The organism is Arthrobacter sp. sptzw32, from assembly GCF_059089735.1.
On record NZ_JBNHEZ010000009.1, the window covers coordinates 52,763 to 77,299 of the forward strand.

Here is a 24,537-nt window from a genome sequence, read left to right on the forward strand (position 1 = left end):
CCTTCCCGCCGTCGTCGTCCCTTTCTGTCCCCAGGGCAGCCGGGGGTCCGTTACCCACCTCAATTGGAACAGTCCGCGGCCGCGTGGAACACTGTGAAACGCGTGTGCGCCGGCCAGGGGCCGGTTCCGCAGCCGACGACGTCCGCACCGCAGCCACCAAACCCCAGAACCAAGGGAGAACCATGCCCACTGCCCAGGAGCAGACAACCGCCCAGATACCGCGGCGGGTGATCTGGCTGGCGCTTGCAGGTGCGGTGGGCGGATTCCTGTTCGGCTTCGACTCGTCGGTGGTTAACGGCGCTGTTGATGCCATGAAGGACGAGTTCGCGCTGTCCGAAGCTGTGACGGGTTTTGCCGTGGCCATCGCCCTGCTGGGCTGTGCAGCCGGCGCGTACCTGGCGGGGAAAGTGGCCGACCGCTACGGCAGAATTCCCGCCATGAAGCTGGGCGCGCTGCTCTTCCTGGTCAGCGCGATCGGCACCGGCTTTGCCTTCAGTGTTTGGGACCTGATCTTTTGGCGCCTGGTGGGCGGGCTGGGGATTGGACTGGCCTCGGTGATTGCCCCCGCGTACATCTCCGAGATCTCCCCCCGCAAGGTCCGCGGCCGGCTCGCCTCCCTGCAGCAGCTTGCCATCACTACGGGCATCTTCGCCGCCCTGCTGTCCGACGCGCTCTTCGCCACCAGCGCCGGCGGCGCCGACCAGGCCTTCTGGCTGGGCATCGAGGCGTGGCGCTGGATGTTCCTGGCCGCCGCGCTGCCCGCAGTGGTCTACGGCTGGGTGGCCTACACCCTACCCGAATCGCCCCGGTTCCTGGTGTTCCTGGGCAAGGAAGATGAAGCGCGCAAAGTCTTTGATTCCATCGCTCCGTCGGAGGACACCGACCGGCACATCCGCGAGATCCGCGAAGCCATTGAAGAGGACAAGCTGGCCGGCCAGAAGGGTTCGCTGCGCGGCAGGACCTTCGGCCTGCAGGCGGTTGTGTGGGTGGGCATCATCCTGTCCGTCCTGCAGCAGTTCGTGGGCATCAACGTGATCTTTTACTACTCCACCACCTTGTGGAAGGCGGTGGGATTCCAGGAAAAGGACTCGCTCACCATCTCGGTGGCCACCTCCATCACCAATATCCTGGTTACCCTTGTGGCCATTGCGCTGGTGGACCGCATCGGCCGGCGCCCCATCCTGCTGACAGGCTCAGTGGGTATGGCCGTGTCCCTCGGCGCTATGGCCCTGGCGTTTTCCTCGGCGATTGGTTCCGGGTCTGACATTTCCCTCCCCGGCGCCTGGGGCCCCGTGGCCCTGGTGGCAGCGAACGTTTTTGTGGTCAGCTTCGGGGCATCCTGGGGTCCGCTGGTGTGGGTCCTCCTTGGCGAAATCTTCCCGTCCCGGATCCGCGCCCGCGCCCTTGGCCTGGCTGCCGCCGCACAGTGGGTGGCCAACTTTGCGATCACGCTCAGCTTCCCGGTCATGGCCGCTGGTTCGCTGCCGCTGACGTACGCCATTTATGCGCTGTTCGCCGCGGCGTCGTTCTTCTTTGTGATGTTCAAGGTGCCGGAGACCAACGGCATGTCCCTGGAGCAGGCTGAGACGCTGTTTGTGGCGAAGGGCTCCAGGAAGGGCTAGCAACGCTCTATCACTTAACGGGCGTTTTCCTCCGACGCTCTCTCACGTACCGTCGCTAAACAGCAAACCCTCCTTCACAGCCTGTGAAGGAGGGTTCGTGCGCTCCCGGTCAGGCGAAGTAGACGCCGATCCGGTTGCCGTCAATGTCCTCGATGCGGATGTCGATGTCGTACACGTCGCGGAGCATGGCCTGCTGCATGATCTGCCGGGGGCTGCCCTGATGGACCAGGCGGCCGTCCTTCATGGCCAGGATGGTGTCCGAGTAGCAGGACGCGAAGTTAATGTCATGGACCACCAGGACGATGGTCTTCCCGAACTCGTCAGCCAGCCGGCGCAGCAGCCGCATCATCTCCACAGAGTGCTTCATGTCCAGGTTGTTCAGCGGCTCATCCAGGAGCAGGTACTGGGTGTTTTGGGCCAGCACCATGGCGATAAAGGCCCGCTGGCGCTGGCCGCCGGAAAGTTCGTCCACGAACTTGTCCGTCATGGGGGTCAGGTCCAGGTGCGCAATGGCCTCCTCCACCTTGGCAAGGTCCTCCACCGTGGGCCGGCCCCCTGAGTGGGGGAACCGGCCAAAAGCCACGAGGTCCCGGACCGTGAGCCGCATGGTCAGATGGTTTTCCTGGCGCAGAATGGCCATGGTCCTGGCCAGTTCCCGGCTGTCCGTGGAGGCGACGTCCAGCCCGGCCACCGAAACAGCACCTGTCTCGAGCGGCTGCAGCCTGCTGATCAGCGAGAGCAGGGTGGATTTCCCAGCCCCGTTCGGACCGATGATGGAGGTGATGCCGCCCTGCGGGATCACGCAGCTGACGTCATCCAGGACAGTCTGGCCGCCGTAGCTCTTGGAGACGTTGCTGACCGCGATGGTCATCGAAGGGCCCCTTTCAGGAGGAGGTAGAGGAACAGGATGCCGCCGGCGAACTCGATAACCACGCTCAGGGCGGTGCTGAAGCCAAAGACCTGCTCCAGGAGCAGTTGCCCGCCTACCAGGGCGACGGCCCCGATCAGCACCACAATGGGCAGCAGCCAGGCATGGCTGAAACCGCGGCACAGCTGGTAGCCCAGGCTCACCACCAGCAGCCCGAAGAACGTCACGGGCCCCACCAGCGCGGTAGACACTGCCACCAGCAGCGAGCAGCCCAGCAGGACCCGCATCACCACCTTCCGGTGGTTCACCCCCACGTTGATGGCAACGTCCCGGCCCAGCGCCAGGACGTCCAGGGTGTGGCGGGCACGCCAAACAAAGGTGCAAACAGCGGCAACGATGACCGCCGAGACGCCCAGCAGCGCGGGATCGACGTTGTTGAAACTTGCGAAGAACAGGTCCTGGAGGATGATGAACTCGCTGGGCTCCATCAGCCGCTGCAATAGCGAGGACAGGCCGCGGAACAGGCTGCCGAAAATGACGCCAACCAGCAGGAGCAGGTGGAGGGAGCGGGTGGCGCCGGTGAACATCCAGCGGTACAGCAGCGCACTGAACGCCACCATCAGCAGCACTTCGGCGCCGAACTGCAGCGTGGGCGGGGCGGCCACCACCGCCGCGGCGCCCAGGGTGAAGGCCAACGCCGTCTGCACCAGGATGTACAGCGCATCGAAGCCCATGATGGACGGCGTCAGGATACGGTTGGCGGTGACGGTCTGGAACAGCAGCGTGGACACGCCCACTGCGACGGCCACCAGCAGCATGGCGGCAACCTTGGTGGCGCGGCGGGGCAGGATGTAGCCCACGTTGCCCTTGAGTTCGAAGAACAGGAACAGGCAGACGACGGCGGCAGCGGCCACTAGCAGGACGCCCAGGACCACACGCGGTGAGGCCCTGCGGACGCCGGCCAGGAGCCCGCGCGGCCCTCCCGCCGTCGGACTCGTGACGCCCGTCCCCTTGTCCGGCGGCAGCAGTGTTGTGCTCTCAGGCATTGCGTTTCCTCAAAATCAGGGCGAGGAAGAGAACAGCGCCCAGCACGGACATCACCATTCCCACGGGAACCTCGTAGGGGTAACGGATGGTCCGGCCGATGATGTCGCAGACCAGCACGAACGCGGCCCCGAACAGGGCAGTCCACGGCACGGCGCGGCGAAGGTTGTCGCCGAAGATGAGGGACACCATATTGGGCACTACCAGGCCCAGGAAAGGAACGGCGCCTACGGTGGTCACCACAACCGCGGAGATCAGCGAAACGATGATCAGCCCCAGCCGCATGGTCCGGCCGTAGTTCAGGCCGAGGTTGGTGGTGAAGTCCTGGCCCATGCCGGCCACGGTGAAGCGGTCTGCGGCGAGCAGGCCCAGCAGCATCAGGACGGCGACGATCCACAGCAGCTCGTACCGGCCCCGAAGGACGCCGGAGAAGTCGCCGATCATCCAGTTGCTCAGGGTCTGCAGCAGATCGTAGCGGTAGGCGAAAAATGTGGTGACGGCGGCGATGACACCGCCCAGCATGATGCCCACCAGCGGGATGAGCAGGGTGTTGCGGGCGGGCAGCCGCCACAGGATGGCCAGGAAGAGCGCGGTCCCCAGCAACGCGAAGGCACTGGCTACCAGCATCTTCACCAGCACCGGGGCCTGGGGGGCGAAGACGGTGACCACCAGGATCCCCAGGGTGGCGGACTCAACCGTTCCCACCGTGGAGGGCTCCACAAAACGGTTCCGGGCCATGAGCTGCATGATTAGCCCGGCGACAGCCACCGCCATCCCGGCGAGCAGCACTGCGAGAGTGCGTGGAACCCGGGATATCCAGAAGATTTCGACCGTGGCTGCGTCCCCGGCCAGCAAGGCGGGAAGCGAAACGTCGCTGACGCCCACGAACATGCTGGCAACGGCGAGCGCAAGGACGGCAACAACAGCCGCAGCCAGGCCTGCACTCTGGCGGGCCTGGCTGTGGCGTGCCGGCGCCAGGGGGCGCACGGCGGTGGCGGTCATTGGCGGTTCAAGCTTCGGAAGCGGGCGCTAAGCAACAGAGTCGGCGACGGCATCCACCATGGCCTTGACGTTGTTCAGCCCGTAGCCCACGATGTACCAGCCGGCGGGGTCAAGGCTGATGACCTTGTTGTTCTTCGCGGCATTGGTTGACTGGACCAGTTCGTTGTCCAGTATGGGGTCAGTGGCCGCGCCTTCGGTGCCTACCGCAGTGTCGCGGTTGATCACGTAGAGGATGTCCGGGTTTGCCTGCTTGATGTACTCGAAGGAGATGGCCTCGCCGTGGCTGCCCTCAACCTTCACGTCAGCGGCGGTTGGCACGCCCAGGACGTCGTGGATGATGCCGAAGCGCGAACCTGCGCCATAGGCCGTCACCTCACCGCCGGAGGTCAGGACGATCAGGCCCTTGCCGGCATTGGAAGCCTTCGCTTTGGTCTCGGAAATGGTGGCGTCCACTGCGGCCAGCTTTTCTTCCACTTCCGAGGTTTTGTCGAAGATGGTCCCGAGTTTTTGCGCCTGAACCTTGAAGCTCTCCAGCGGCTGGGCCGCATCAACGGACAGGTCGATGGTGGGAGCGATCTTGCTCAGTTCCCCATAGGCCCCGGCGGTCCGGCCGGAGATGATGATGAGGTCCGGGTCCCCGGCGCTGACGGCCTCGAAGTCGGGCTCCTTCAGGGACCCGATCTTGGTGTACTTCGCATCCGAGTACTTGGACAATGCTTCGGGGTAAGCGGCCTCAGGTACGCCTGCCGGTTCAACGCCCAGCGCGTCCAGGGTGTCCAGGATGCCAAGGTCGAAGGTGAAGACCTTCTCCGGGTTCACGGGCACGTTGGCGGTGCTGCCCTGGGCGTGCTCCACCGTGATGGTGGCCGCTTCCTTCGCGGGGGTCGCCGTCGCGCTTCCTCCGCAAGCGGTGACGGTCAAAAGTGCCGCTCCCGCCGCCAGTGCCCCCAGGTAGCTCGACAGCTTCTTCTTCACGATCTTCTCCGCTCGGCTAATACGTCACAACTTCGTTGCCTAATAATCCCAGAGCCTATAAGTAAGGGAAGGCTAACTTCAAAACGACGGCCGCCGCTGCGGGTTATAAGTGAGCGAGATCACACGAACGACGCCGGCACTCGGGTGAGTGCCGGCGTCGTGACTGCAGAAGGACCGCCGGAAAGCGGCAGAACCTGCGCTAGGGTTTCCGAAAAAGCCGCAGGAAGTGAGAGAGGGTCAGGCGGGGGTCCGGGCGACCTCCGCCTGCCGTTCCTCCACCAGGGTGGAGACGGCATTGAACAGCGGGTGCCCGGGTTCCAGTCCGGTGATCCGCCCGGTTGCCTCTGCCGGGCTGGCCGAGGCAAGAATGCCGGCCAGCTCTGTTGCTTCGGAATCTGCGGGATCGTTGAAGCGGAGCGCAGCGGCAATGGCGCCAAGTAATGCTTCCGGCACCACACCCCGCTCAGCCAGTTCGGCGGCAGGGCCGATGAAGCGTTCGTGCCGGCTCAGCTTCCGCAGCGGGGCCCGGCCTACCCGGTTTACCGTGTCCGGCAGGTGCGGATTGGAGAACCGCCCCAGGATTTTCTGGACATAGGCCTCCTGTTCGTTGTTGTTGAAGCCGTGCTTTGCCACCAGGAGTTGCTTGGTTTCTTCCAGGACCGCCCGGACGTCCTCGGCCACGTCCTGGTCTGCCATGGCGTCTGAGATTTTCTCCAGGCCGGCCTCGAAACCGAAGTAGGCGGCCGACGCGTGGCCGGTGTTCACCGTAAACAGCTTCCGCTCGATGTAGGGCGCGAGCTCATCCACGAACGTGGCGCCCGGAATCGCCGGGGCGGCACCGGCAAAAGCAGTCCGGTCGATGACCCATTCATAGAACGTCTCCACGGTAACGTCCAGGCCCTGCCCGGCCTCCTGGTTGGGGACGATGCGGTCCACGGCCGTGTTGGCGAAGACCGCACGTCCTTCCAGGGCGCCGGAGGTGGCCTCCGGACGGGAGGCCACCTCCTCGGCCAGGATATCGGTGGCGTTAATGGCGTTCTCGCAGGCCATGACCTGCAGGGGGGCCAGCCCGGCATCCCTCGCGGCGATGCCCCTGGCGATGACCGGTGCCACGAACTTCAGGACGTGCGGCCCCACTGCCGTAGTGACGATGTCCGCCGTCGCGATTTCGGCGACGAGCTCCGCTTCCTGGGTGTTGGAATTCAGTGCCCGGAAGTTGCTCACCAGCCGCTTGGTGGGCTCCTCCCCCACCTCGTGGACGGCGTAGCTGTCCGCCTTGGCGAGCTGGTTGATGAGTTCCTCGGCGACGTCGGCGAACACCACCTCGTAACCTGCGTCATGCAGGAGGAGTCCCACAAAGCCGCGCCCGATGTTTCCGGCCCCGAAATGTACAGCCTTCACTATGCGTTGACCTTTCCGAAGAGCTCCAGGACCTCGTCCTCGGACGTGGCGGCCTCCAGCCGGGCCACCTGTTCCTTGTTGGTAAAGACCTTCGCGATGGAGGACAGGATGTGCAGGTGCTCGTTGTTGATCCCGGCGACGCCCACCACGAACTTGACCTGCTTGCCGTTCCAGTCGATGCCTTCGGGATACCGGATCACGGACACCGCAGACTTCCGGATGTGGTCCTTCGCGGCGTTGGTGCCGTGCGGGATGGCCAGGAAGCTGCCCATGTAGGTGGACACGGACTGCTCGCGCTCGTGCATGGCCCGCACATAGTCCTCATCCACCGCACCGCGGGCCAGCAGGAGCCGGCCGGCTTCGTCAATGGCGGCGTCACGGGTGGTGGCTGATCCGCGGAGCACTACGCTCTCGCGGGCCAGGATTTCGGACGTTCCGTGGGCTGGGACTTTGGTAGCGGATGCTCCGGCGGCGGTCCCGGCGGCGGCCGCTCCGGTTGCTGCACCCGCTGCTGATCCGCTTGCCGGTCCCGTTGCGGAGGCCCCGCCGGGCGTTCCCGCACCGGCGTCCGGACCTTCCGTTGCCACGGACCCTGCAGTGTTGCTCTCCCTGACCAGCTCAACGATTTCGTCGTAACGCGGGCTGCTCATGAAGTTGTCCACGGAAAAGTGGACTGCGCTGGACGTCGCCGGTTTGGCGCGCTCCGTCAGGTCCTGGTGGGTGATCACAACGTCATAGTCATCCTTGAGGTTGGCGATGGAGGCGTTGGTGACCTTGACGTCCGGGAAGCCGGCAGCCTTTATCTTGTTGCGCAGCACCGAGGCGCCCATGGCACTCGAGCCCATGCCGGCGTCGCACGCGAACACGATGTTCTGGACCGGACCTGCCAGGACGCCAACCCCGCCGCCTGTGGCAGCACTTGCGCCGGCGCCCGCCAGGGTGGAGGCAACCGAGCTCTTCTTGCCCTTCATCTGCTCCATCCTGGAGGTGGCGGCGTTCAGGTCGCCTTCGTCGCTGTGCTTGGTGGTCTTCATGATCACCGAGGCCACCAGGAAGGATACCGCCGTGGCCAGCAGGACCGCCAGGATGACGCCCAGGTAGCTGTCGCGGGAGGTTTGGGCGAGCACCGCGAAGATGGAACCGGGTGCTGCGGGGGCAACCAAGCCGGAGCCCGTGATGGCCAGCGTGGCAATGCCCGTCATGCCGCCGGCGATGGCGGCGAGGATAAGCAGCGGACGCATCAGGACGTACGGGAAGTAAATCTCATGGATGCCGCCGAGGAAATGGATGATGGCGGCACCGGGAGCGGAGGCCTTGGCGGCGCCGCGGCCGAAGAACATGTAGGCCAGCAGGATGCCCAGGCCGGGGCCGGGGTTTGCCTCCAGCAGGAACAGGATGGACTTGCCCTGCTCCAGCGACTGCTGGACGCCCAGCGGGGTCAGAACGCCGTGGTTGATGGCGTTGTTAAGGAAGAGGACCTTGGCCGGCTCGATGAAGATGCTGGTGAGCGGCAGCAGGCCGTTGTCCACCAGGAACTGGACCACATTTCCGGCTCCGGTGCTGAAGGCCTGGACCACCGGCGCAACCGCGTAGAAGCCGACCAGGGCCAGCAGCGCGCCCCAAATCCCGGCGGAGAAGTTGTTGACCAGCATTTCGAAGCCAGGGCGGATCTTGCCGTCCCAGATCGAATCGATCTTTTTCATGGTCCAACCGCCCAGCGGGCCCATGATCATGGCGCCGATGAACATGGGGATGCCGGCACCCACAATCACGCCCATGGCTCCAATAGCGCCCACGACGCCGCCGCGGACGTCATAGACCATCCTGCCGCCGGTGTAGGCGATCAGGAGTGGCAGCAGGTACGTGATCATTGGGCCCACGAGGCCGACGTTTTTCACGCCCTCGGCGTTGTTTCCCCACCCACCGAGCTCCGGAACAGGCAGCCAGCCCTTTTCAATGAAGAGGGCTGTGATGATGCCCCAGGCGATGAAGGCGCCGATGTTGGGCATGATCATTCCGGACAGGAACGTCCCGAACTTCTGGACGTGTACCCGCGCGCTGGTGCGGGGTTTTGCAACTGTTTCTGTTGCCATGTGATTTCCTAACCGTCTGTCCTGCTGCCTCGCAGGATGGTCCGATGATTACGAGCGGCGTACTGGTGGAACTGGGTGGCGCTTCTCAGCCGGCAGGGCCGGTGGAGATGCGGTGCAGCCATTCCAGGAAGAGCTTGAGTTCCGAGCTGGAGAGCTGGTCCGAGTGCGAGGCCTGAAGTGCGGCATTCAGGGCAATCGCTGCCACCACCACCGAGGATTTCCCGGTATCGCCCGGAGCCGCGCCGGAGGGCTCGGCGGACACCGCAAAAATCATGGCGTCCCGGGTCATGGTGGACAGTTCGAGGTTCCGGTCAGCGGCGGGTTCCGCAATCAGCATCAGCGTCACGCCCACGTTGGCCGCCAGGATGGACCTGGCCGCTTCCCGGGGCTGGACGTTCAGCTGGCCCGCCACCGCTGCCTTGTTCAGCATCTCCTCCATCAGCGCCTCGGCATCGGCAACGATGACGGGGCGGCTCTCCGGTCGGATGTTGCCGAACATCACCAGGTACAGCTCCGGCTGGTTCAGCCCGAACTGGACATGGTTGTCCCACATTCTCCGGATGTCCTCGAGCGGATGTCCGGAGGGGGCGAAATCCCTTTCGCCTGCAACATACTCTTCAAACCCTGCGGCGACGACGGCGTCGAACAGACCTTCCTTGTCACCGAAGTGGTGGTACAGCGTGGGAGCGCTTACCCCTGCCAGCTGGGTGATCTGGCGGGTGGAGACCGGGGCTCCCGCAGAGTTTGCCAGCAATTCCGCCGCGGCACGGAGCAGCCGCATTTTGGGGGGAAGCTGGCCATCCAAACTCATAACCGCTACCCTAGCACCTATAGCATTGCTATATGAACTGAATCACATACAATTTTTTCAGGCACGTTTACCGCTTCCGGACGTAGCAGTCCTCCGGCGGAACGGCATGGCGCCGGACGTATCGGCGGGGCCTGGCAAACCGGCAGAGAATGAGGACCTTCAGTGCAGAACTTCCCAGGAGTAGGCGTCAGTCCAGGCCGCGTTATCGGCACCGTACGGCAGATGCCTAAGCCCATCAGCGAACCTCCGGCCGGTGAGCAACTGGCGCCGGATACCACTGCGGAGGAAGCCACAGCAGCCCTGAAGGCGGCGTCCCAGGCCGTGCACGACGAACTCAAGGCACGGGCCGCCCACGCCACCGGTGACGGCAAGGCCGTCCTTGAAGCCACGGCGTTGATGGCCAAGGACACGATGCTCATCAAGGGTGCCGCCAAGCTCATCGCCCGGGGCGTCTCCGGCGAGCGTGCCATCTGGGAGTCCGGTTCCTCCGTCTCGGAAATGCTGCTCAACCTCGGCGGCTACATGGCCGAGCGTGCCACCGACGTCCTGGACGTCCGCGCCCGCATCGTCGCCGAACTTCGCGGTGTTCCTGCCCCCGGCATCCCTGCGTCCGGCACCCCCTTTGTCCTGGTCGCGGAGGACCTGGCACCGGCCGACACCGCCACCCTGGACCCCAACAAGGTCCTGGCCCTCGTCACCTCGGGCGGCGGCCCCCAGTCCCACACCGCCATCATCGCCCGCTCCCTGGGCCTTCCGGCCGTCGTTGCCGCCGTCGGCGTCGATGCACTTCCGGACGGCACCGAAGTGTACGTGGACGGCGCCGCCGGCAGCATCACCTCCGAGCCCGATGAGTCCCTGCGGGCAGCAGCGGAGGCATGGGCGGCCACGGCCTCCCTGCTGGCCGAGTTCAGCGGAACGGGCGCGACGGCGGACGGCCACCTGGTGCCGCTGCTCGCGAACGTGGGCGGCGGCAAAGATGCCCAGGCCGCGGCAAAACTCGGCGCCCAGGGTGTAGGCCTCTTCCGCACGGAGTTCTGCTTCCTGGAGCGGGACACCGAACCCTCCGTGGAAGAGCAGGCCGCTGCCTACAAGAGTGTTTTCGACGCCTTCCCGGGCAAGAAGGTGGTCCTGCGCACGCTCGACGCCGGCGCCGACAAACCGCTCCCCTTCCTGACCGACTCCACTGAGCCCAATCCAGCCTTGGGCGTACGGGGTTACCGCACGGACTTCACCACGCCCGGCGTCCTGGACCGGCAGTTGGAAGCCATCGCACTGGCCGAACAGCAGTCCGACGCGGATGTGTGGGTCATGGCCCCCATGATTTCGACGGCGGAAGAAGCTGCCCGCTTTGCCTCGATGTGCGTCTCCGCCGGCATCAAGACCCCGGGCGTGATGGTTGAGGTTCCCTCGGCAGCCCTGACGGCCGAAGCAATCCTTCGCGAAGTCGGCTTCGCCAGCCTGGGCACCAACGACCTCACCCAGTACGCCATGGCCGCGGACCGCCAGCTCGGTCCGCTCGCGAACCTCAACACCCCGTGGCAGCCGGCCGTCCTGCGGCTGGTGGGGCTGACTGTGGAGGGATCACGTGCCGAGGGCAACAACAAACCTGTAGGCGTGTGCGGCGAGGCAGCCGCGGACCCGGCCCTCGCCGTCGTCCTCACCGGCCTGGGCGTGAGCACCCTGTCCATGACGGCCCGGTCCATTGCCGCCGTCGCCGCGGTGCTCAAGACCGTCACCCTGGAGGAAGCGCAGCAGCTGGCCAAGCTTGCACTGTCCGCCCCCAGCGCCACCGAGGCGCGGGCGTGGGTGCGCGAAAAGCTGCCGGTCCTGGAGGAACTGGGCCTCTGACGCCTGCCCCCCGCGCGCCTGCTCCTGCGGCGGCCGCGGGGGTTTTCCGTCAAGCCGTTACGCCGAACCCGTCCACCGCCCGGACCCAACCGCTGATGGCCTGGGCCGCGCTTTCCGGTGCCGTGTGCTGGAAGACGTGGCCCTGGCCCAGGATTTCGGCCATCGTTCCCTGGGGTGCAACCTCTGCCAGGTGTGCGCACCAGGGCCGGCGGGCTATGGGGTCCTTGGTGCCGCGGAGCACCAACACCGGTTGGGTCACCCCGGCCACCCGTTCCTCCATTGGGTACGCCATCATCACCGCCAGCTCCGTGAGGTACCAGCGAAGGCCGGCCCGAAGGTAGTCGCCAAATACAATGGCGTTGGAGGTCAGGGACTCCCTGAACATCGCGTCGCGGGTCAGCGCCATTGCCTGCCGGGCAACCGACTTCCTGCTGGTTTCCACCACCGGACCCATCAGCACAATGCCGGCCACGCGCTCAGGTTCCTGCCGCGCCAGTTGCACTGCGAACTGCGTGCCCATGGAATGCCCCACCGGCACGTACGTGTGAACTCCAGCTTCCGCCAGGACGGCGCTCACGAACGCCGCGTACTCCTCAACCTGGAGCTGGCGACCTGGGTTCGAGGACTTTCCGAAGCCGGGAAGATCAAAGGAGTAGACGTCGGCTTCCTCTGCCAGCTCCTGATGCAGCCGGGCGAGGTAGCGGTGTGAGACGCCGATGCCGTGCAGCAACACGAAGGTTGGCCGCGCTCCATTCCCCGCCTCATGGACGGAGGAGTAAAGCCTTCCCTGCAAACCGCCGGATTCAACGTCCCGGCCACCAGATAATGCCATCCAGCGAGCATACAGCCGGAGCGCCCGGCCCACCGGGAGGCCGGAGCGCACCGGTAGGCTGGGTCCATGGCACTGATTGCTCCGAGAATGGCCGGCGCCCTTCCGCCGGAGGAGGCTGTGAAGCTCCAGCAGGCTTTGGCAGGCAGCGACGACATCACCGTTTTCGTGGACGGCACTGTCCACCGCCTGCCGCCCCTGGCGAGGGACGCCGTCGTCGACCTCCTGCAGCGGTTCAGCCGGGGTGAAGCGGTGACCGTGAGCAGCGTAGAGGAAATGTTGACCACCTCCAAGGCTGCAGAACTGGCGGGAATCTCGCACACCTATCTCCGCAACATGACGGACCGCGGAGAGATCCCCGTGGAGTACCGCGGCAGTCACCGGCGGATTCCTCTGGCGGCCATCATGGCGTGGCTGGAGGGGCAGAAGAAGGACAGGCAGAAAAAGGCCGCTGCGGAACAGGCAGCCGGCAACGGCTGATTCCAGCTAGATCCGGGGCCGGAGAACCCAGCGGCGCATCTTGAGGGCTGCGTGCAGTTCCAGTCGTGGCAGTCCCTTCAGCGGATCCACGCCCAGCAGTTGCCGGATCCGGCCCAGCCGGTTGTAGATGCTGCTGCGGTGCAGGTGGAGTTTTTCGGCCACGTCCTGGACGGAGCCGTCGTTGTCGTACAGCAGTTCCAGGACCGGAATCAGCTCGCCGTTGCGGTCGTGGTCCTCGAGCAGGCGGAAGTACACGGAACCGGAGTCAGCCCAAGCACTTGCCCCTCCCCCGGCAGACGCCAGCAACTGATAAACGCCGGTAGACCTGCAGTCCACCAGTTCCCCAAGCTGCGGATCCACGGCAGCGGCCTGGGCAGCCACTTTTGATTGCCGGTAGGCCTCGGCAAGTTCCCGCGGCCTCGCAAACCCTTCGCTGAGCCCCAGGATGACGCGGTGCACGGGCCGGCCGGAGCGCTTGGCCAGCTCCAGCTGGTAGTGCACCAGGACCTGCGCATGGTTGGCCCGGCCCAACGACTCACGGAACAGCACCACCGAGTGGGTTTCCGTTCCGGCGCTGAAGAGGGCTGCATCCACGCCGATGGTGGCCTGCAGCGCAGCTGAACGGTGAATCAGGGTCGAGGCGATGGGGTCTGGTCCGCCCGCCCATCCGTCGGCGTCGAGTACTGTGACCATCTGCCACGGTCCGCGGCCCTGGACCTCCTTCCACCCTGCCACTGCCGCCACCGCGTTCGCTTCCCCGGCACACGCAGCCAGGAACTCACGCTCACGGCCCCGCCGGAACTCGGACTCGGCTGTGTTCGAGTCAAGCAGCAGCCCTGACAGGGTTTCCAGCTCGTGGGCGACTGCAGGCAGCTGGGTGAGGATCGCCGTCGGATTTTCCTCCGCCGAGTCCTGCTGCACCCAGAGGTAGCCCACGCGGAACCCCCGGACCATCAGAGGAACGCAAACGCGGCCCAGCATGCCCAAGTGCGGGTTCGCGGGAACCACCACCGGCCGCACTGCCGTGGCAATGCCGTGGGACAGCTGCCAGGCGCTGACGTCCGCCGGCACCTTCTTGCTGAGCAGGAAGTTCACGCGCACGCGGTCGGCATGGGACTGGTTGGAGCTGTAAGCCAGCAGTACGCCGTCGAGGTCCTCCAGGGACAGGCCGCGGCCCAGCTTCTGCGCCACTTGTTCAACCAGTTGCTCCACGCCCTGCTGCATGCGCCAACATTACTGCTTTTGGGGCGCGGTGACTGAACGGACAAGAGGCGACACTTGACGCTTCTCAGTTGGACAAATGTCGAGCGCAGCAAGCAAGATTCCGCAGAATGGCAGGGTTTTTCTGCCAGCCCTCGGAGGGAACTATGTCGGTTGGCTCACAAAGCGGACTTATCGTGGAAGCACAGAATCCTTCCGCACTTTCCGGCCTACCGGCCGAGAACCTGGAGCCCACGATGATCATCGGTGTCCCCAAAGAAATCAAGAACAACGAATTCCGGGTGGCCATCACTGCTGCCGGTGTTCACGAGTTCCGCACCCACGGCCACATGGTGCTGGTGGAACGCGGGGCAGGACTCGGCTCGGGCATCACCGACGAGGAGTACGCCATTGCCGGCGCCGAAATCGTCAACGACGCCGATGACGTCTGGGCCCGCGCGGACATGGTTATGAAGGTCAAAGAACCGATCAAGGCCGAATACTCCCGCTTCCGCAAGGGCCTGATCCTCTTCACCTACCTCCACCTCGCCGCCGAGCCCGAGCTCACCCGCGAACTCATCAACTCGGGCGTCACCGCCATCGCCTACGAAACCGTTCAGGAAGGCCGCACCCTTCCGTTGCTGGCCCCGATGTCCGAGGTAGCCGGCCGGCTTTCAGTGCAAGTGGGTGCCGCTTCCCTTATGGCCCCCGCCGGTGGCAAAGGCGTGCTGCTCGGCGGAGTCCCGGGCGTCCGGCCCGCCAAGGTGGTTGTCCTGGGTGCCGGAGTTGCGGGAACCAACGCCGCCGCCATGGCGCTGGGCCTCGGCGCCGACGTCACCATCCTGGACATCAACATCAACCGCCTGCGCGAACTGGACGCCCAGTACCAGGGGCGGCTGAAGACCGTGGCGTCCAACAAGTACGAAATTGAAAAGTCCGTAGTGGACGCGGACCTGGTGATCGGCTCCGTCCTGATCCCGGGCGCCAAGGCCCCCAAGCTGGTAACCAACGACCTCGTTGCCCGCATGAAGCCCGGCTCGGTTCTCGTGGACATCGCCGTGGACCAGGGCGGCTGCTTCGAGGACACCCGCCCCACCACGCACCAGGAGCCCACCTACAAGGTCCACAACACGATCTTCTACTGCGTGGCCAACATGCCTGGCGCTGTGCCCAACACGTCCACCTACGCACTGACCAACGTGACCCTGCGCTACGCCGTTTCGCTGGCCAACCTCGGCGTCAAGGCCGCGTTCGACCGCGACCCTGCCCTCGCAGCCGGCCTGAACATAGCCGCCGGCCACGTCGCCCACCACTCCGTCTCCGAGGCACACGACCTGCCGCTCGTAGCGGATTGGCACGAACTGGTCTCGGCGTAAGTTCAAGTTCCGCTGGGCGGAATGGCACACATCCTCTGCGTGCTGGTGGTTAGCTTCGGGCCGCAGACAGTTCCCTTGCTTGTTCTATTAACTTGAGGACCTCTACTGGTCCTGCTGGGTCGACTGGCAGGGGCAGGGGCGACTTTGCTCCTCCGTCCAGGATTTTGTCCGCCAGCAGCCGGTAGAACTCCGGGTAGGCGCCGCGTTCGGTGGGCAGGGCATCCAGGTGGCCGTCACGGCCCAGGAGGCCCGCCCACTCGGGCGCTTCCTCGCCGTACTCTGCGTCGAGGGGACTGCCGCCCGCGGCGATGTAAGGTTCCTGCGGGTCCACCCCGTTCTTGGTGAAGGCACCTACAGAGCCGAGGACGCGGAACCTGGGTCCCTGCTGGGCACAGAGCATGTTCATGGTGAGGTGGCTCAGAACCCCCGAGTGGTGCCGCAGCACCAGGAACACGTCGTCGTCGGCCCGTTCATCCGCGCGCCGGGCTTTCAGCTCGGCATGGACCACAGTGGCGGGGCCGAACAGCAGGAGCGCCTGATCAATCAGGTGGCTGCCGAGATCGAACAGGACTCCCCCGCCATCCGCAGCGGTTGCGTGGGCCTTCCAGGTCTTGGTTATGGCGGGGGACCAGCGCTCGAACCGCGATTCGAAGCGGCTCACCTTTCCAAGTGCCTGCACTGCCAGAAGTTTTTGGAGCGTCAGGAAGTCTCCGTCCCACCGCCGGTTCTGGAACACCGTCAGCACCCGGCCCAGTTCCTGGGCGAGGGCAATAAGCTCCTGCCCTTCGCCGCTGGTTACCGTGAGGGGTTTGTCCACCACCACGTCCAGCCCGGCCTCAAGTGCCGCCTTCGCCAGCGGGTAATGCGTAGCCGGCGGGGTGCCAAGCACCACCAGGTCAAGGTCAGCCGCGCGCGCGAGGACAGCGGCGCCGTCGTGCACTGTCCTCACGCCGGGGTAGCGGGCCGTGGCTGCCTTCTGCCGGTCCGGGTTGGACGTGGCGATGACATCCAGCGAGTAGTTGCGGTCCGCCGCGATCAAGGGCGCATGGAATACGCTTCCGGACAGGCCGTAGCCGGCGACGGCGGTGCGAATGGTGCGTGGAGCGGCGGAGTCAGTCATAGGGCTACGGTACCCCCGCGCACCGTCGGCAGGACCTCGCGCGTCAAAGGTGAGAGAGCGCCGCAGGGAAACTTGCGTTAAGTGGGAGAGCGTGGGAGGAAAAGCCGCGTTAAGTGGGAGAGCGTCGGAGAAACGGCCAAGGCCGGCATCCCTGATGTTTCAGGAGGTGCCGGCCTTGCCGTACTGCCTATAGTGGATTTGTCTTCCAGCCGCGGGTTGTTACTTCTTTTCCCAGCCGAGGGTGGTCCAGTCCGGAACCTGGGACAGGCTCTGGAAAAGGGACGGGCCGTAGTTGGCCAGGCCGGTGCGGACGAACGAGATCTGCGGGCCATTGAATACCACGCCCATGGAGTAGTACTTCTCCATGTGCTCCTTTTCAACTTCCATGGCAGCCTTGTTCCGCTCGGTGTTGTCCTCGATGGAGGCGAGGTCGGCGATCTTCTTGTCCAGCTCGGCGTCACCAAGGCCGTTCTCGTTGACCGCTGAATCGTAGTACTGCTTGACTGCGGACGTGGCGTCCGCGCCGACGGTGTAGCCAGAGATGCTCAAGTCGAACTCACGCGAGCCAAGGACTTTGCCGAAGTCGGCCGACGCGCGCTGGTCGATGCCGACATCCATGCCGCCGGCCTGGAGCTGCTTCTGCAGGGTCTGGGCAACCGCCAGGGTGGTCGGGTCGTCACCGAAGTTGCTGATCTTGAAGGCAGCCGGCTTGCCGTCCTTTTCCATAATGCCGTTGGCGTTCGCCGTGTAACCGGCGTCCGTCAGTACCTTCTTGGCAGCGTCCGGACCGGTTTCCTTGACGGGGTAGTTGTCCTGGTAGTACTCGGAGAAGGGCAACAGCATCATGGACCCTGAGCTGGGCTCCTCCCAGTTCAGGCCGTTGAACCGCACCTTGCGGAGGGCCTCACGATCGACGGCGGCGAAAATTGCCTTGCGGACAGCTACGTCGGTGATGCGCTGGGCGTTCAGGTTCAGGCCGCCCGCAAACAGGCGCTGGCCACGGCGGACCTCAGAGTCCTTGGTGCCTTCCAACTGCTTGTACAGGGACACCGTGTTGGCGGACACGCCGTCGATCTCGCCGTTCTTGAAAGCGGCGATCTGCGCGCTGGTTTCCAGCTGGCGGAAGACGACGGTTTCCAGGACCGGCTTGTTGCCCCACCACTTTTCGTTGGGCACCAGGCTTACCGTCTTGGCTGCTGTGTCGTACTGGTCCACCTTGAACGGGCCGGCCATCCACTCCGAGTGCATTTCACCGTTGAAGCCCTCATTGAAGATTTGGGGGCTGTTCACGGCGGGGTGGATCAGGCCAAAGAACAGGTCCTCCAGCGGATACACCGGCTGGCTGGTCTTGACGATGACTTCCTTGTCGCTGCTTCCTGCCTCGACAGAATCCACAAATTCGTACGAGCCAGACGTGACGATGTCGTAACCGGCATCCGGGCTCTTCAGGATGTTCCAGGTGTTCTGGAAAGCCTTGACATCGATGGGGGTGCCGTCGTTGTAGGTGGCCTTTTCGTTGACCTTGATGGTGATGGTCTGTTTGCCATCCTTGACTTCGTTTTTAACCTCCTCGCAGAAGTCCTTGTTGGGCGTTGCCTTGCCTTCGAAGTTCACCTTCCAGCAGCCACCGATGCCGCCGCCAGAGACGCCAACAGGATTGATGGGGGCCATCAGCGCGGAGGTGTCCGCGCTGTTGCCGTTGTTGGAGAAGCCATTGAAGTCCGGGCCGATGTTGCCCAGCGGAAGGGTGACCTTGCCGCCCTGTTCAAGATCTGCAGCGGGCTTTTCGTTGATGCTGATGAGCTTGGACAGGTCGCTGCCTGCCTCCTGGCCCTTTGCCGTTTCCGGCCCGGTAGCCCCGCCGCCACCGCCGCCGCCGCCGCAGGCAGTCAGCGCCAGCGCAGCGGCGATAGCCGCCGCCCCGCCGATCTTGTTCAGATTCCTCATGGTGTTCCCCTTCATTGATGCGAGTGTGATGCTGGTGATGGGTCGAAAAAACTTAGGGTGCATGGTGGTCCGCCGAGTCATGGACTACCAGCATGTCCTCGTCCAGTTCCCCGTCCGGGAAGAAGCAGGCGAAGCGCTGATCAAGATCCGGCAGCGGATGCGCGGACAGGGCCTGGGCCGCTGCTGAGTGAACCACGGGTTCCAGCGAAGGCTCCAGGGTGAGGCACTTTTCCTGCTTGGCCGGCGGCAGGGCCGCGAACACGGGGCACCGGGTGGCGAAGTTGCAGCCCTTGGGAGCATCCAGCGGTGAGGGCAGGTCGCCCCGCAGGATGATGCGCTCCCGCGTCCGCTCCACCTGCGGGTCCGGCACCGGGATAGCCGAGAGCAGGGCACGGGTGTAGGGGTGGCGGGGGTTATCGAACACGCGGTCCACTTCCCCGATCTCCACGATCTTGCCCAGGTACATCACCGCCACACGGTTGGAGATATGCCGGACCACGGAGAGGTCGTGCGCCACCATCAGGTAGCTAAGGCCCAGCTCAGCACGGAGCTTGTCCAGGAGGTTGATGACCCCTGCCTGAACGGAAACGTCAAGGGCGGAGACGGGTTCGTCCAAAACCACGAGTCTCGGGTTTACGGCAAGGGCGCGGGCAATGCCCACGCGCTGGCGCTGTCCGCCCGAAAACTGGTTGGGGAAGCGGTTGACGTGGTCCGGCTGCAGGCCCACCAGCTGCATGAGTTCCATAATGCGCTTCTTGATGGCCTGCTTGTCCATGCCGGCGTTCTGCAGCGGCTCAGCGAGCACCTCATACACCGTGAACCGCGGATCCAGTGCACCGGTGGGGTCCTGGAAGACCATCTGGAGTTCGCGGCGCATTGCCGTCTTGGCCCTGGCATCGGCTGCTTTCTTGTTGCTGATGCCGCCGATCACCACCTCGCCGTCCTGGTCCTTGTGGAACTCCATGATTTCCAGCAGGGTGGTGGTTTTTCCGGAGCCGGACTCTCCCACGATCGAAAAGCACTCACCCTCGCGGATGTCGAAGCTGACCCCGTCCACGGCCTTGACGGTGCCAATCCTGCGCTTGAGCAGTGCGCCCCTGGTCAACGGGAAGTGTTTGCGCACGTCCTTGAGCTCCAGGACAGCTGTGCGCTCCCCGCGGGGAATGGCATCAAAGCGGGACACCGGCACCGGCGGAGCGGAAAAGACGTCGCGGACGTCCACGTCACCGCCCAGGGCCCCGGATTTGATGCAGGCGGCGCGGTGAAGGGCGCTTCCCGGTACTGGTGCCAGCGCAGGTTCGCCGTCCAGGCAGGCCTCGGAGGCCAGCGGGCAGCGGGGCGCAAACGAACAGCCGGTGGGGGTGTGGATCAGGTTGGGCGGCATGCCCTCGATGGGAACCAGCGATGACTTCTCCGCAACGTCAACGCGCGGCACAGCGCCGAGCAGGCCCATGGTGTAGGGCATCCGCGGGTTGTAGTAGATGTCATCCACCGCCCCTGTCTCCACAGGCTTGCCGGCGTACATCACTATGATGTCGTCTGCCATGCCGGCCACCACGCCCAGGTCGTGGGTGATCATGACGACGGCGGCACCGGTCTCCTCCTGCGCGGTATGCAGCACCTCCAGCACCTGGGCCTGGATGGTGACGTCCAGTGCCGTCGTCGGCTCGTCAGCGATGAGTACCCGCGGGTTGTTGGCGATCGCGATGGCGATCATGACGCGCTGGCGCATGCCCCCGGAGAATTCATGCGGGAAGGCCTTCAGCCTGTCCTTGGGGCTGGGGATGCCGACCATGGCCAAAAGCTCGACGGCGCGGGCTTCTTTTGCCTGTTTGCTCATGGTGGGGTTGTGGATGGAGAGTGCTTCCATGATTTGGGTGCCCACGGTATAGACCGGTGTCAGGGATGACAGAGGATCCTGGAAGACCATGGCCAGTTCGTTGCCGCGGTACGCGCACAGGGCTTTGTCGCTAAGGCCCAGCAATTCCTTGCCCTTGAGCCGGACGGATCCGGAGATATCGGCCGTGGCGGGAAGGAGGCCCATGATGGCCAGTGACGTGACGGACTTGCCCGAGCCGGATTCACCCACGATGCCCAGTGTCTTCCCGGGCAGGAGGTCGAAGTCGACTCCCCGGACGGCGTGGACTACGCCGTTCTCGGTGTTGAAGCGGACGTTCAGGTCCCGCACGGACAGGATTGCGTCCGTGGGGGCGTGCAGGCCTGCGACGTGCAGCCGCTCCGCTGTTGGCTGGGGCTGCCCGGCGGGCCCGGCGACAATTTCGCTGCTCATGAGGACTTCCCCTTGACTCGGGTTTTCAGGGCACGCTGTCTTTTGGCGCTGCCACTGGAGCTGGAGCTGGGGTCGAAGGCGTCACGCAGGCCGTCATTCATCATGGCGAGCGACCCCGTGAGCAGGAACATCACGGTCAACGGCACCCAGAACATCCAGGGGAAGGTCTGCACCTGCGAGGTGGCGCCGCCGATGAGGACACCCAGGCTGACGTCCGGAACCTTGATGCCGATGCCGATGAAGGAGAACGCGACTTCCGCAAGGATGGCCCCGGTAACGCCGCGGGTGATGTCCAGGACCAGCAGGGACCCGATGTTGGGCACCAGGTGCCGCCAGACGATCCGGCGCGGCGGAACGCCCATGTACTGGGCGGCCTTGACGTAGTCCCGCTGCATGAGGGACATAGACAGCGACCGGATCAGCCTGGCCGTACCCATCCAGCTGAAGACCAGCAGCACGATGATCAGCAACAGCCATGAGGGCAGGTCCCGCTTTAAGCCCTCGCCTCCGCCGCTGGTGGCCACCGCCACCACCAGCAGCGCCGGCATCATGATGAGCGCTTCAAGGATGAAGAGCATCACCTTGTCCACCTTGCCGCCGAAGTAAGCCATGGTGCAGCCGTAGACCGCGGCAATGAGGACGGAGACCAGACCCACGATCAGGCCGATCAGGATGGAGATCCTGGTGCCTTCCACCGTCATGGCGTAAAGGTCGATGCCCGCCTGGGACGTTCCCAGGTAGTGCTCGGCGGAGGGAGGCATGCCGATGTTGAACGGGTCGATGGTTTCCTTGTCCCACTGGGTTAAGAAGCCACCGACGAAGGAGAAGACGGTGAGGGCCAGGAAGATGGCCAGGCCCGCGACGGCTGTCCTATTGCGCATGAAGCGGCGGAAAATAATGGTGTTCTTGCCGATGATGGCGTCGGCGTTTTCCAGGTGCGCGTCCTGCGCAACGGCCGCCGGATCGACGGCATTGAGGTTGGTCATGGCTACTGCACCCGCACTCTCGGGTCAACGAGGGTGGTGGCGAAATCAGCCAAAATGGCCCCCAGGGCGAAAATTACGGAACCGTAGGCCAGCGTGGCAGTGGCGGCATTGACGTCCTGCAGCGAAATGGCGTCGATGCTCCACGAACCCACACCGGGCCAGGCAAAGATCTTCTCCGCGAAGAAGCCGCCGGCAAAAATGGCCGGGATGGTGAAGGCAATGCTCTGGGCCACCGGAATGAACGAGACCCGCAGTGCGTGCCGGGAAATGGCCTGGTTGCGGGTGAGCCCCTTGGCCCGCGCGGTTCGGACAAAGTCCGCGTTGACGTTGTCCAGGAGGTACTGCCGCTGTGCGATCTGGTAGGAACCCCAGCCCACCAGCGTGATGGCAACGGTTGGAACAGCGTAGTGCGCCAGCATGTCCACAAACTGCGCCCAGCCGGGCTCCACTCCGGGCGTGGAAATTCCGGTGACAAAGAAGATGCGCTCCCCCACCGTCTCATTGATGCTGATGGCACCAAGCTGCACCAGGAAGTACGCAATCGGGGCAGGCACAATATAGGCGAGGTAGCTGTAGGACGTGATGGCGCGGTCCTGGAACTTGTACTGCCGCGCTGCCGAATAAACCCCGAGTGCCACACCGATGACGAGCGTCAGGATGATGGAGGCCAGGAAGAGCCGGGTGGAAATCCACACCCGGTCCCCGAACTCGGCGTTAATGAAGGCCCCGTTGGGGCTGCGGCCCCAGTCCCATCGGGTGACAATGGCCGTGAGCCATTCCACGTAGCGTTCCCACGGGCTCAGGTCCGGGTCCAGGCCCTTGAGCCGCATCGAGTTCGCCACCTGTTCCGGGGTGGGGCGGGGAATGCGTTCCTGTTCAAGCAGCGCGGGCTTGAGGGAACTGACCGCCAGGAAGTAACCGGCCGAGGTGGTCAGGAAGATCATAAAAACGTACGTGATGCCGCGCTTCGCGAGGTACCTGAGCATGGCCTAGTTTTGCTTCGCCGCCGGCAGCTGGACGATAAGGGCCCGCGGTGTGGGCAGGCTGGCCAGGCTGTTAGGCAATTCAACAATCACGTGCTGGATCCTTCCGTTCTCCCCGGGTCGGCGGGGGTTGTGCCGCTTCACCGGGTCCTCTGCCAGCGGATAACTGACTCCCGCAGCCTTGCAGGCCCTGCCCTTGTGGACTATGTCGCGGGTCACATTCCAGAGGAAACTATCACAAGGCGGCGCCCGAAATGGACGCCTGATGGCTAAACCCACCCACGCGTATCAGATCGTTATGAATATTTTTGTAAAATCAGTTTGACGGTAAGCCAGGAAACCGATCGACGTAACCTACGCGGCGGTGACAACGCGTGTAACAAGCTCCTTCCAAGAGTCACTAAGCTGGCTTTCTGCCACTCCATGCACCCGGACCAGGTTCAATAGCCGCTCTGGAGCCAACGTGGCCCCGAGGGCACGCGCCATTAGCCAAGGGTCAGCCGTGAAGCCCTCCTGGGCGAGGAGCAGTTCGATGTGGCGGTACCAAAGGACAGCAGCGGGAACTTCACTGCGGCCCCGCGAGGCGTTCTCTGCGGCAAGGGCCAGATCACCAAACTCCATGATGTAGGCAATGCGTTCAGTGCCGAAGGCAACGAGGCGTTCCAGTCCCGGGGCGCCCGGGCCCAGAGGTGGAGGGCCGAACATAAAGCGCGCCTGGAAGGCAGCCTCGGACTCGCTTAAAAGGGTGAGCATGAGTCCGGCCCTGCTGCCAAAACGGCGAAAAACAGTACCTTTGCCCACCCCGGCGTGCTCGGCGAGCCGGTCCATGGTGAGCCCCTCTGCCCCGCACTGCCCAATCAGGTCGCGGGCCGCCTTCAGCAAGCGCTCCCGGTTCCGCGCGGCATCGCTGCGTTCCACCGCCTCGCCGGTGGATGCGGGGGGATGCATTGGGATGAAGGTCACAGTCAATATTCTAGACCCCGGGAATAAGAAACGGACCGTAGTCCGTTTAGATTGGGTGAAGGCGTAAAGAGCCTCAGTTGTCACCGGTTGGCGGTCCCCTCCCGCCTCCCCTACCCAGGAGTTCCCATGACCAAGAGCACTGTACTTACCCTCGTCGGCAGCCTCCGCGCTGAATCCACCAACCAGAAGCTGGCCGAAGCAATCCAGCTGAATGCGCCGGAGCAGATGGACGTTGTCATCCACGAAAACCTGGGAAACATTCCCTTCTACAACGAGGACATCGACGTCGAAGGCCAGGTTCCCGCAGCCGCTGCCGCCCTGCGCGCTGCAGCCAACGACGCCGACACACTCCTCCTGGTCACGCCCGAGCACAACGGCACCGTTCCTGCAGCCCTGAAGAATGCCATCGACTGGCTGTCCCGCCCCTTCGGCGCGGGCGCCCTCGCCGGCAAGCCCACCGCCGTCGTCGGCACTGCCTTCGGTCAGTACGGCGGTGTCTGGGCCCAGGACGAGGCGCGGAAGGCAGCAGGAATCGCCGGCGCCCAAATCCTCGAGGACGTCAAGCTCGCAGTGCCCGGATCCATGGTCCGCTTCGCTGAACTCCACCCGAAGGACGACGCCGAGGTCGTTGAGCAGATCAAGGGCGTATTCGATGCCCTCGCAGCTGCCCAGCCTGCCGCATAATCAAGCTGCCGCGGG

Annotated in this window: 21 protein-coding genes; 5 read left to right on the forward strand and 16 right to left on the reverse strand. The window is 64.6% G+C overall.

The window, feature by feature from the left end; genetic code table 11:
- The first annotated feature begins 182 nt into the window (after positions 1-182).
- Positions 183-1,622 (forward strand): sugar porter family MFS transporter, encoded by a 1,440-nt coding sequence (locus tag AC5RVN_RS16115; RefSeq protein ID WP_494138606.1) that lies wholly within the window; start codon positions 183-185, stop codon positions 1,620-1,622.
- Between the two features lie 109 nt (positions 1,623-1,731).
- On the opposite strand, the gene AC5RVN_RS16120 is transcribed toward AC5RVN_RS16115, so the two are convergent.
- The 7 genes from AC5RVN_RS16120 to AC5RVN_RS16150 form a co-directional block, all read right to left on the reverse strand.
- Positions 1,732-2,493: an iron ABC transporter ATP-binding protein gene (locus tag AC5RVN_RS16120; RefSeq protein ID WP_494138607.1), complete on the reverse strand. Its 762-nt coding sequence runs from the start codon at positions 2,491-2,493 to the stop codon at positions 1,732-1,734.
- A complete protein-coding gene (locus AC5RVN_RS16125) occupies positions 2,490-3,536 on the reverse strand; it encodes an iron chelate uptake ABC transporter family permease subunit (RefSeq protein WP_494138608.1) in 1,047 nt (348 codons plus the stop codon). Before AC5RVN_RS16125 ends, AC5RVN_RS16120 begins: the two co-directional genes overlap by 4 nt.
- The gene (locus tag AC5RVN_RS16130; protein WP_494138609.1) at positions 3,529-4,536 is read right to left on the reverse strand and encodes an ABC transporter permease; all 1,008 of its coding nucleotides are present in this window, start codon (positions 4,534-4,536) and stop codon (positions 3,529-3,531) included. Before AC5RVN_RS16130 ends, AC5RVN_RS16125 begins: the two co-directional genes overlap by 8 nt.
- Positions 4,537-4,563: 27 nt before the next feature.
- Positions 4,564-5,511, reverse strand: a complete 948-nt coding sequence (locus AC5RVN_RS16135; RefSeq protein WP_494138610.1) for a siderophore ABC transporter substrate-binding protein — start codon at positions 5,509-5,511, stop codon at positions 4,564-4,566.
- 237 nt (positions 5,512-5,748) lie between these two features.
- Positions 5,749-6,912 (reverse strand): mannitol-1-phosphate 5-dehydrogenase, encoded by a 1,164-nt coding sequence (locus AC5RVN_RS16140; RefSeq protein WP_494138611.1) that lies wholly within the window; start codon positions 6,910-6,912, stop codon positions 5,749-5,751.
- A complete protein-coding gene (locus AC5RVN_RS16145) occupies positions 6,912-9,005 on the reverse strand; it encodes a PTS mannitol transporter subunit IICBA (protein ID WP_494138612.1) in 2,094 nt (697 codons plus the stop codon). The genes AC5RVN_RS16140 and AC5RVN_RS16145 overlap by 1 nt, the downstream gene beginning before the upstream one ends.
- 85 nt (positions 9,006-9,090) lie before the next feature.
- Positions 9,091-9,816, reverse strand: a complete 726-nt coding sequence (locus AC5RVN_RS16150) for a TetR/AcrR family transcriptional regulator (RefSeq protein ID WP_494042351.1) — start codon at positions 9,814-9,816, stop codon at positions 9,091-9,093.
- Between the two features lie 162 nt (positions 9,817-9,978).
- Between AC5RVN_RS16150 and ptsP the strand changes: the two genes are divergently transcribed.
- Positions 9,979-11,664 (forward strand): phosphoenolpyruvate--protein phosphotransferase, encoded by a 1,686-nt coding sequence (gene ptsP / locus AC5RVN_RS16155; protein ID WP_494138613.1) that lies wholly within the window; start codon positions 9,979-9,981, stop codon positions 11,662-11,664.
- A 49-nt stretch (positions 11,665-11,713) separates the two neighbouring features.
- Here the strand turns inward: ptsP and AC5RVN_RS16160 are convergent, their stop codons facing one another.
- Entirely contained in the window at positions 11,714-12,496 is a 783-nt protein-coding gene (locus tag AC5RVN_RS16160) for an alpha/beta fold hydrolase (protein ID WP_494138614.1), read from the reverse strand.
- Positions 12,497-12,562: 66 nt separating this feature from the next.
- Here AC5RVN_RS16160 and AC5RVN_RS16165 point away from each other — a divergent pair, with 66 nt between their 5' ends.
- Positions 12,563-12,973, forward strand: coding sequence for a helix-turn-helix domain-containing protein (locus tag AC5RVN_RS16165; RefSeq protein ID WP_494042354.1), 411 nt, complete (start codon positions 12,563-12,565; stop codon positions 12,971-12,973).
- Between the two features lie 6 nt (positions 12,974-12,979).
- Here the strand turns inward: AC5RVN_RS16165 and AC5RVN_RS16170 are convergent, their stop codons facing one another.
- Positions 12,980-14,197 carry a PucR family transcriptional regulator gene (locus tag AC5RVN_RS16170; protein ID WP_494106103.1) on the reverse strand — a complete coding sequence of 406 codons (1,218 nt, stop codon included), beginning with the start codon at positions 14,195-14,197 and terminating at the stop codon, positions 12,980-12,982.
- Positions 14,198-14,430: 233 nt separating this feature from the next.
- On the opposite strand from AC5RVN_RS16170, the gene ald reads away from it, so the two are divergent.
- Entirely contained in the window at positions 14,431-15,549 is a 1,119-nt protein-coding gene (gene ald / locus AC5RVN_RS16175; protein WP_494138643.1) for an alanine dehydrogenase, read from the forward strand.
- A 49-nt stretch (positions 15,550-15,598) separates the two neighbouring features.
- Here ald and AC5RVN_RS16180 read toward each other — a convergent pair whose 3' ends face one another.
- From AC5RVN_RS16180 to AC5RVN_RS16210, 7 genes are all read right to left on the reverse strand, one after another.
- Complete coding sequence (locus AC5RVN_RS16180; RefSeq protein ID WP_494138615.1) at positions 15,599-16,669, reverse strand: Gfo/Idh/MocA family protein; 1,071 nt, start codon at positions 16,667-16,669, stop codon at positions 15,599-15,601.
- 219 nt (positions 16,670-16,888) lie between these two features.
- The gene (locus AC5RVN_RS16185) at positions 16,889-18,616 is read right to left on the reverse strand and encodes an ABC transporter family substrate-binding protein (protein ID WP_494138616.1); all 1,728 of its coding nucleotides are present in this window, start codon (positions 18,614-18,616) and stop codon (positions 16,889-16,891) included.
- Positions 18,617-18,668: 52 nt separating this feature from the next.
- Positions 18,669-20,906, reverse strand: coding sequence for an ABC transporter ATP-binding protein (locus AC5RVN_RS16190; RefSeq protein ID WP_494138617.1), 2,238 nt, complete (start codon positions 20,904-20,906; stop codon positions 18,669-18,671).
- Positions 20,903-21,892, reverse strand: a complete 990-nt coding sequence (locus AC5RVN_RS16195; RefSeq protein ID WP_494042359.1) for an ABC transporter permease — start codon at positions 21,890-21,892, stop codon at positions 20,903-20,905. Before AC5RVN_RS16195 ends, AC5RVN_RS16190 begins: the two co-directional genes overlap by 4 nt.
- 2 nt (positions 21,893-21,894) lie before the next feature.
- Positions 21,895-22,878 carry an ABC transporter permease gene (locus tag AC5RVN_RS16200; protein ID WP_494042360.1) on the reverse strand — a complete coding sequence of 328 codons (984 nt, stop codon included), beginning with the start codon at positions 22,876-22,878 and terminating at the stop codon, positions 21,895-21,897.
- A 3-nt stretch (positions 22,879-22,881) separates the two neighbouring features.
- Positions 22,882-23,094, reverse strand: coding sequence for a hypothetical protein (locus AC5RVN_RS16205; RefSeq protein ID WP_494042361.1), 213 nt, complete (start codon positions 23,092-23,094; stop codon positions 22,882-22,884).
- A 135-nt stretch (positions 23,095-23,229) separates the two neighbouring features.
- Entirely contained in the window at positions 23,230-23,838 is a 609-nt protein-coding gene (locus AC5RVN_RS16210) for a TetR/AcrR family transcriptional regulator (RefSeq protein ID WP_494138618.1), read from the reverse strand.
- 126 nt (positions 23,839-23,964) lie between these two features.
- Between AC5RVN_RS16210 and AC5RVN_RS16215 the strand changes: the two genes are divergently transcribed.
- On the forward strand, positions 23,965-24,522 hold the full coding sequence (locus AC5RVN_RS16215) for an NAD(P)H-dependent oxidoreductase (protein ID WP_494042363.1): 558 nt from the start codon (positions 23,965-23,967) through the stop codon (positions 24,520-24,522).
- Positions 24,523-24,537: the final 15 nt, after the last annotated feature.

Excerpts from the sequence above, each read along its gene's own strand:
- AC5RVN_RS16115 (WP_494138606.1), top strand. The coding sequence starts at position 183 with ATGCCCACTGCCCAGGAGCAGACAACCGCCCAGATACCGCGGCGGGTG.
- AC5RVN_RS16120 (WP_494138607.1), bottom strand. The coding sequence starts at position 2,493 with ATGACCATCGCGGTCAGCAACGTCTCCAAGAGCTACGGCGGCCAGACT.
- AC5RVN_RS16125 (WP_494138608.1), bottom strand. The coding sequence starts at position 3,536 with ATGCCTGAGAGCACAACACTGCTGCCGCCGGACAAGGGGACGGGCGTC.
- AC5RVN_RS16130 (WP_494138609.1), bottom strand. The coding sequence starts at position 4,536 with ATGACCGCCACCGCCGTGCGCCCCCTGGCGCCGGCACGCCACAGCCAG.
- AC5RVN_RS16145 (WP_494138612.1), bottom strand. The coding sequence starts at position 9,005 with ATGGCAACAGAAACAGTTGCAAAACCCCGCACCAGCGCGCGGGTACAC.
- AC5RVN_RS16150 (WP_494042351.1), bottom strand. The coding sequence starts at position 9,816 with ATGAGTTTGGATGGCCAGCTTCCCCCCAAAATGCGGCTGCTCCGTGCC.
- AC5RVN_RS16160 (WP_494138614.1), bottom strand. The coding sequence starts at position 12,496 with ATGGCATTATCTGGTGGCCGGGACGTTGAATCCGGCGGTTTGCAGGGA.
- AC5RVN_RS16165 (WP_494042354.1), top strand. The coding sequence starts at position 12,563 with ATGGCACTGATTGCTCCGAGAATGGCCGGCGCCCTTCCGCCGGAGGAG.
- AC5RVN_RS16170 (WP_494106103.1), bottom strand. The coding sequence starts at position 14,197 with ATGCAGCAGGGCGTGGAGCAACTGGTTGAACAAGTGGCGCAGAAGCTG.
- ald (WP_494138643.1), top strand. The coding sequence starts at position 14,431 with ATGATCATCGGTGTCCCCAAAGAAATCAAGAACAACGAATTCCGGGTG.
- AC5RVN_RS16180 (WP_494138615.1), bottom strand. The coding sequence starts at position 16,669 with ATGACTGACTCCGCCGCTCCACGCACCATTCGCACCGCCGTCGCCGGC.
- AC5RVN_RS16185 (WP_494138616.1), bottom strand. The coding sequence starts at position 18,616 with ATGAGGAATCTGAACAAGATCGGCGGGGCGGCGGCTATCGCCGCTGCG.
- AC5RVN_RS16190 (WP_494138617.1), bottom strand. The coding sequence starts at position 20,906 with ATGAGCAGCGAAATTGTCGCCGGGCCCGCCGGGCAGCCCCAGCCAACA.
- AC5RVN_RS16195 (WP_494042359.1), bottom strand. The coding sequence starts at position 21,892 with ATGACCAACCTCAATGCCGTCGATCCGGCGGCCGTTGCGCAGGACGCG.
- AC5RVN_RS16200 (WP_494042360.1), bottom strand. The coding sequence starts at position 22,878 with ATGCTCAGGTACCTCGCGAAGCGCGGCATCACGTACGTTTTTATGATC.
- AC5RVN_RS16215 (WP_494042363.1), top strand. The coding sequence starts at position 23,965 with ATGACCAAGAGCACTGTACTTACCCTCGTCGGCAGCCTCCGCGCTGAA.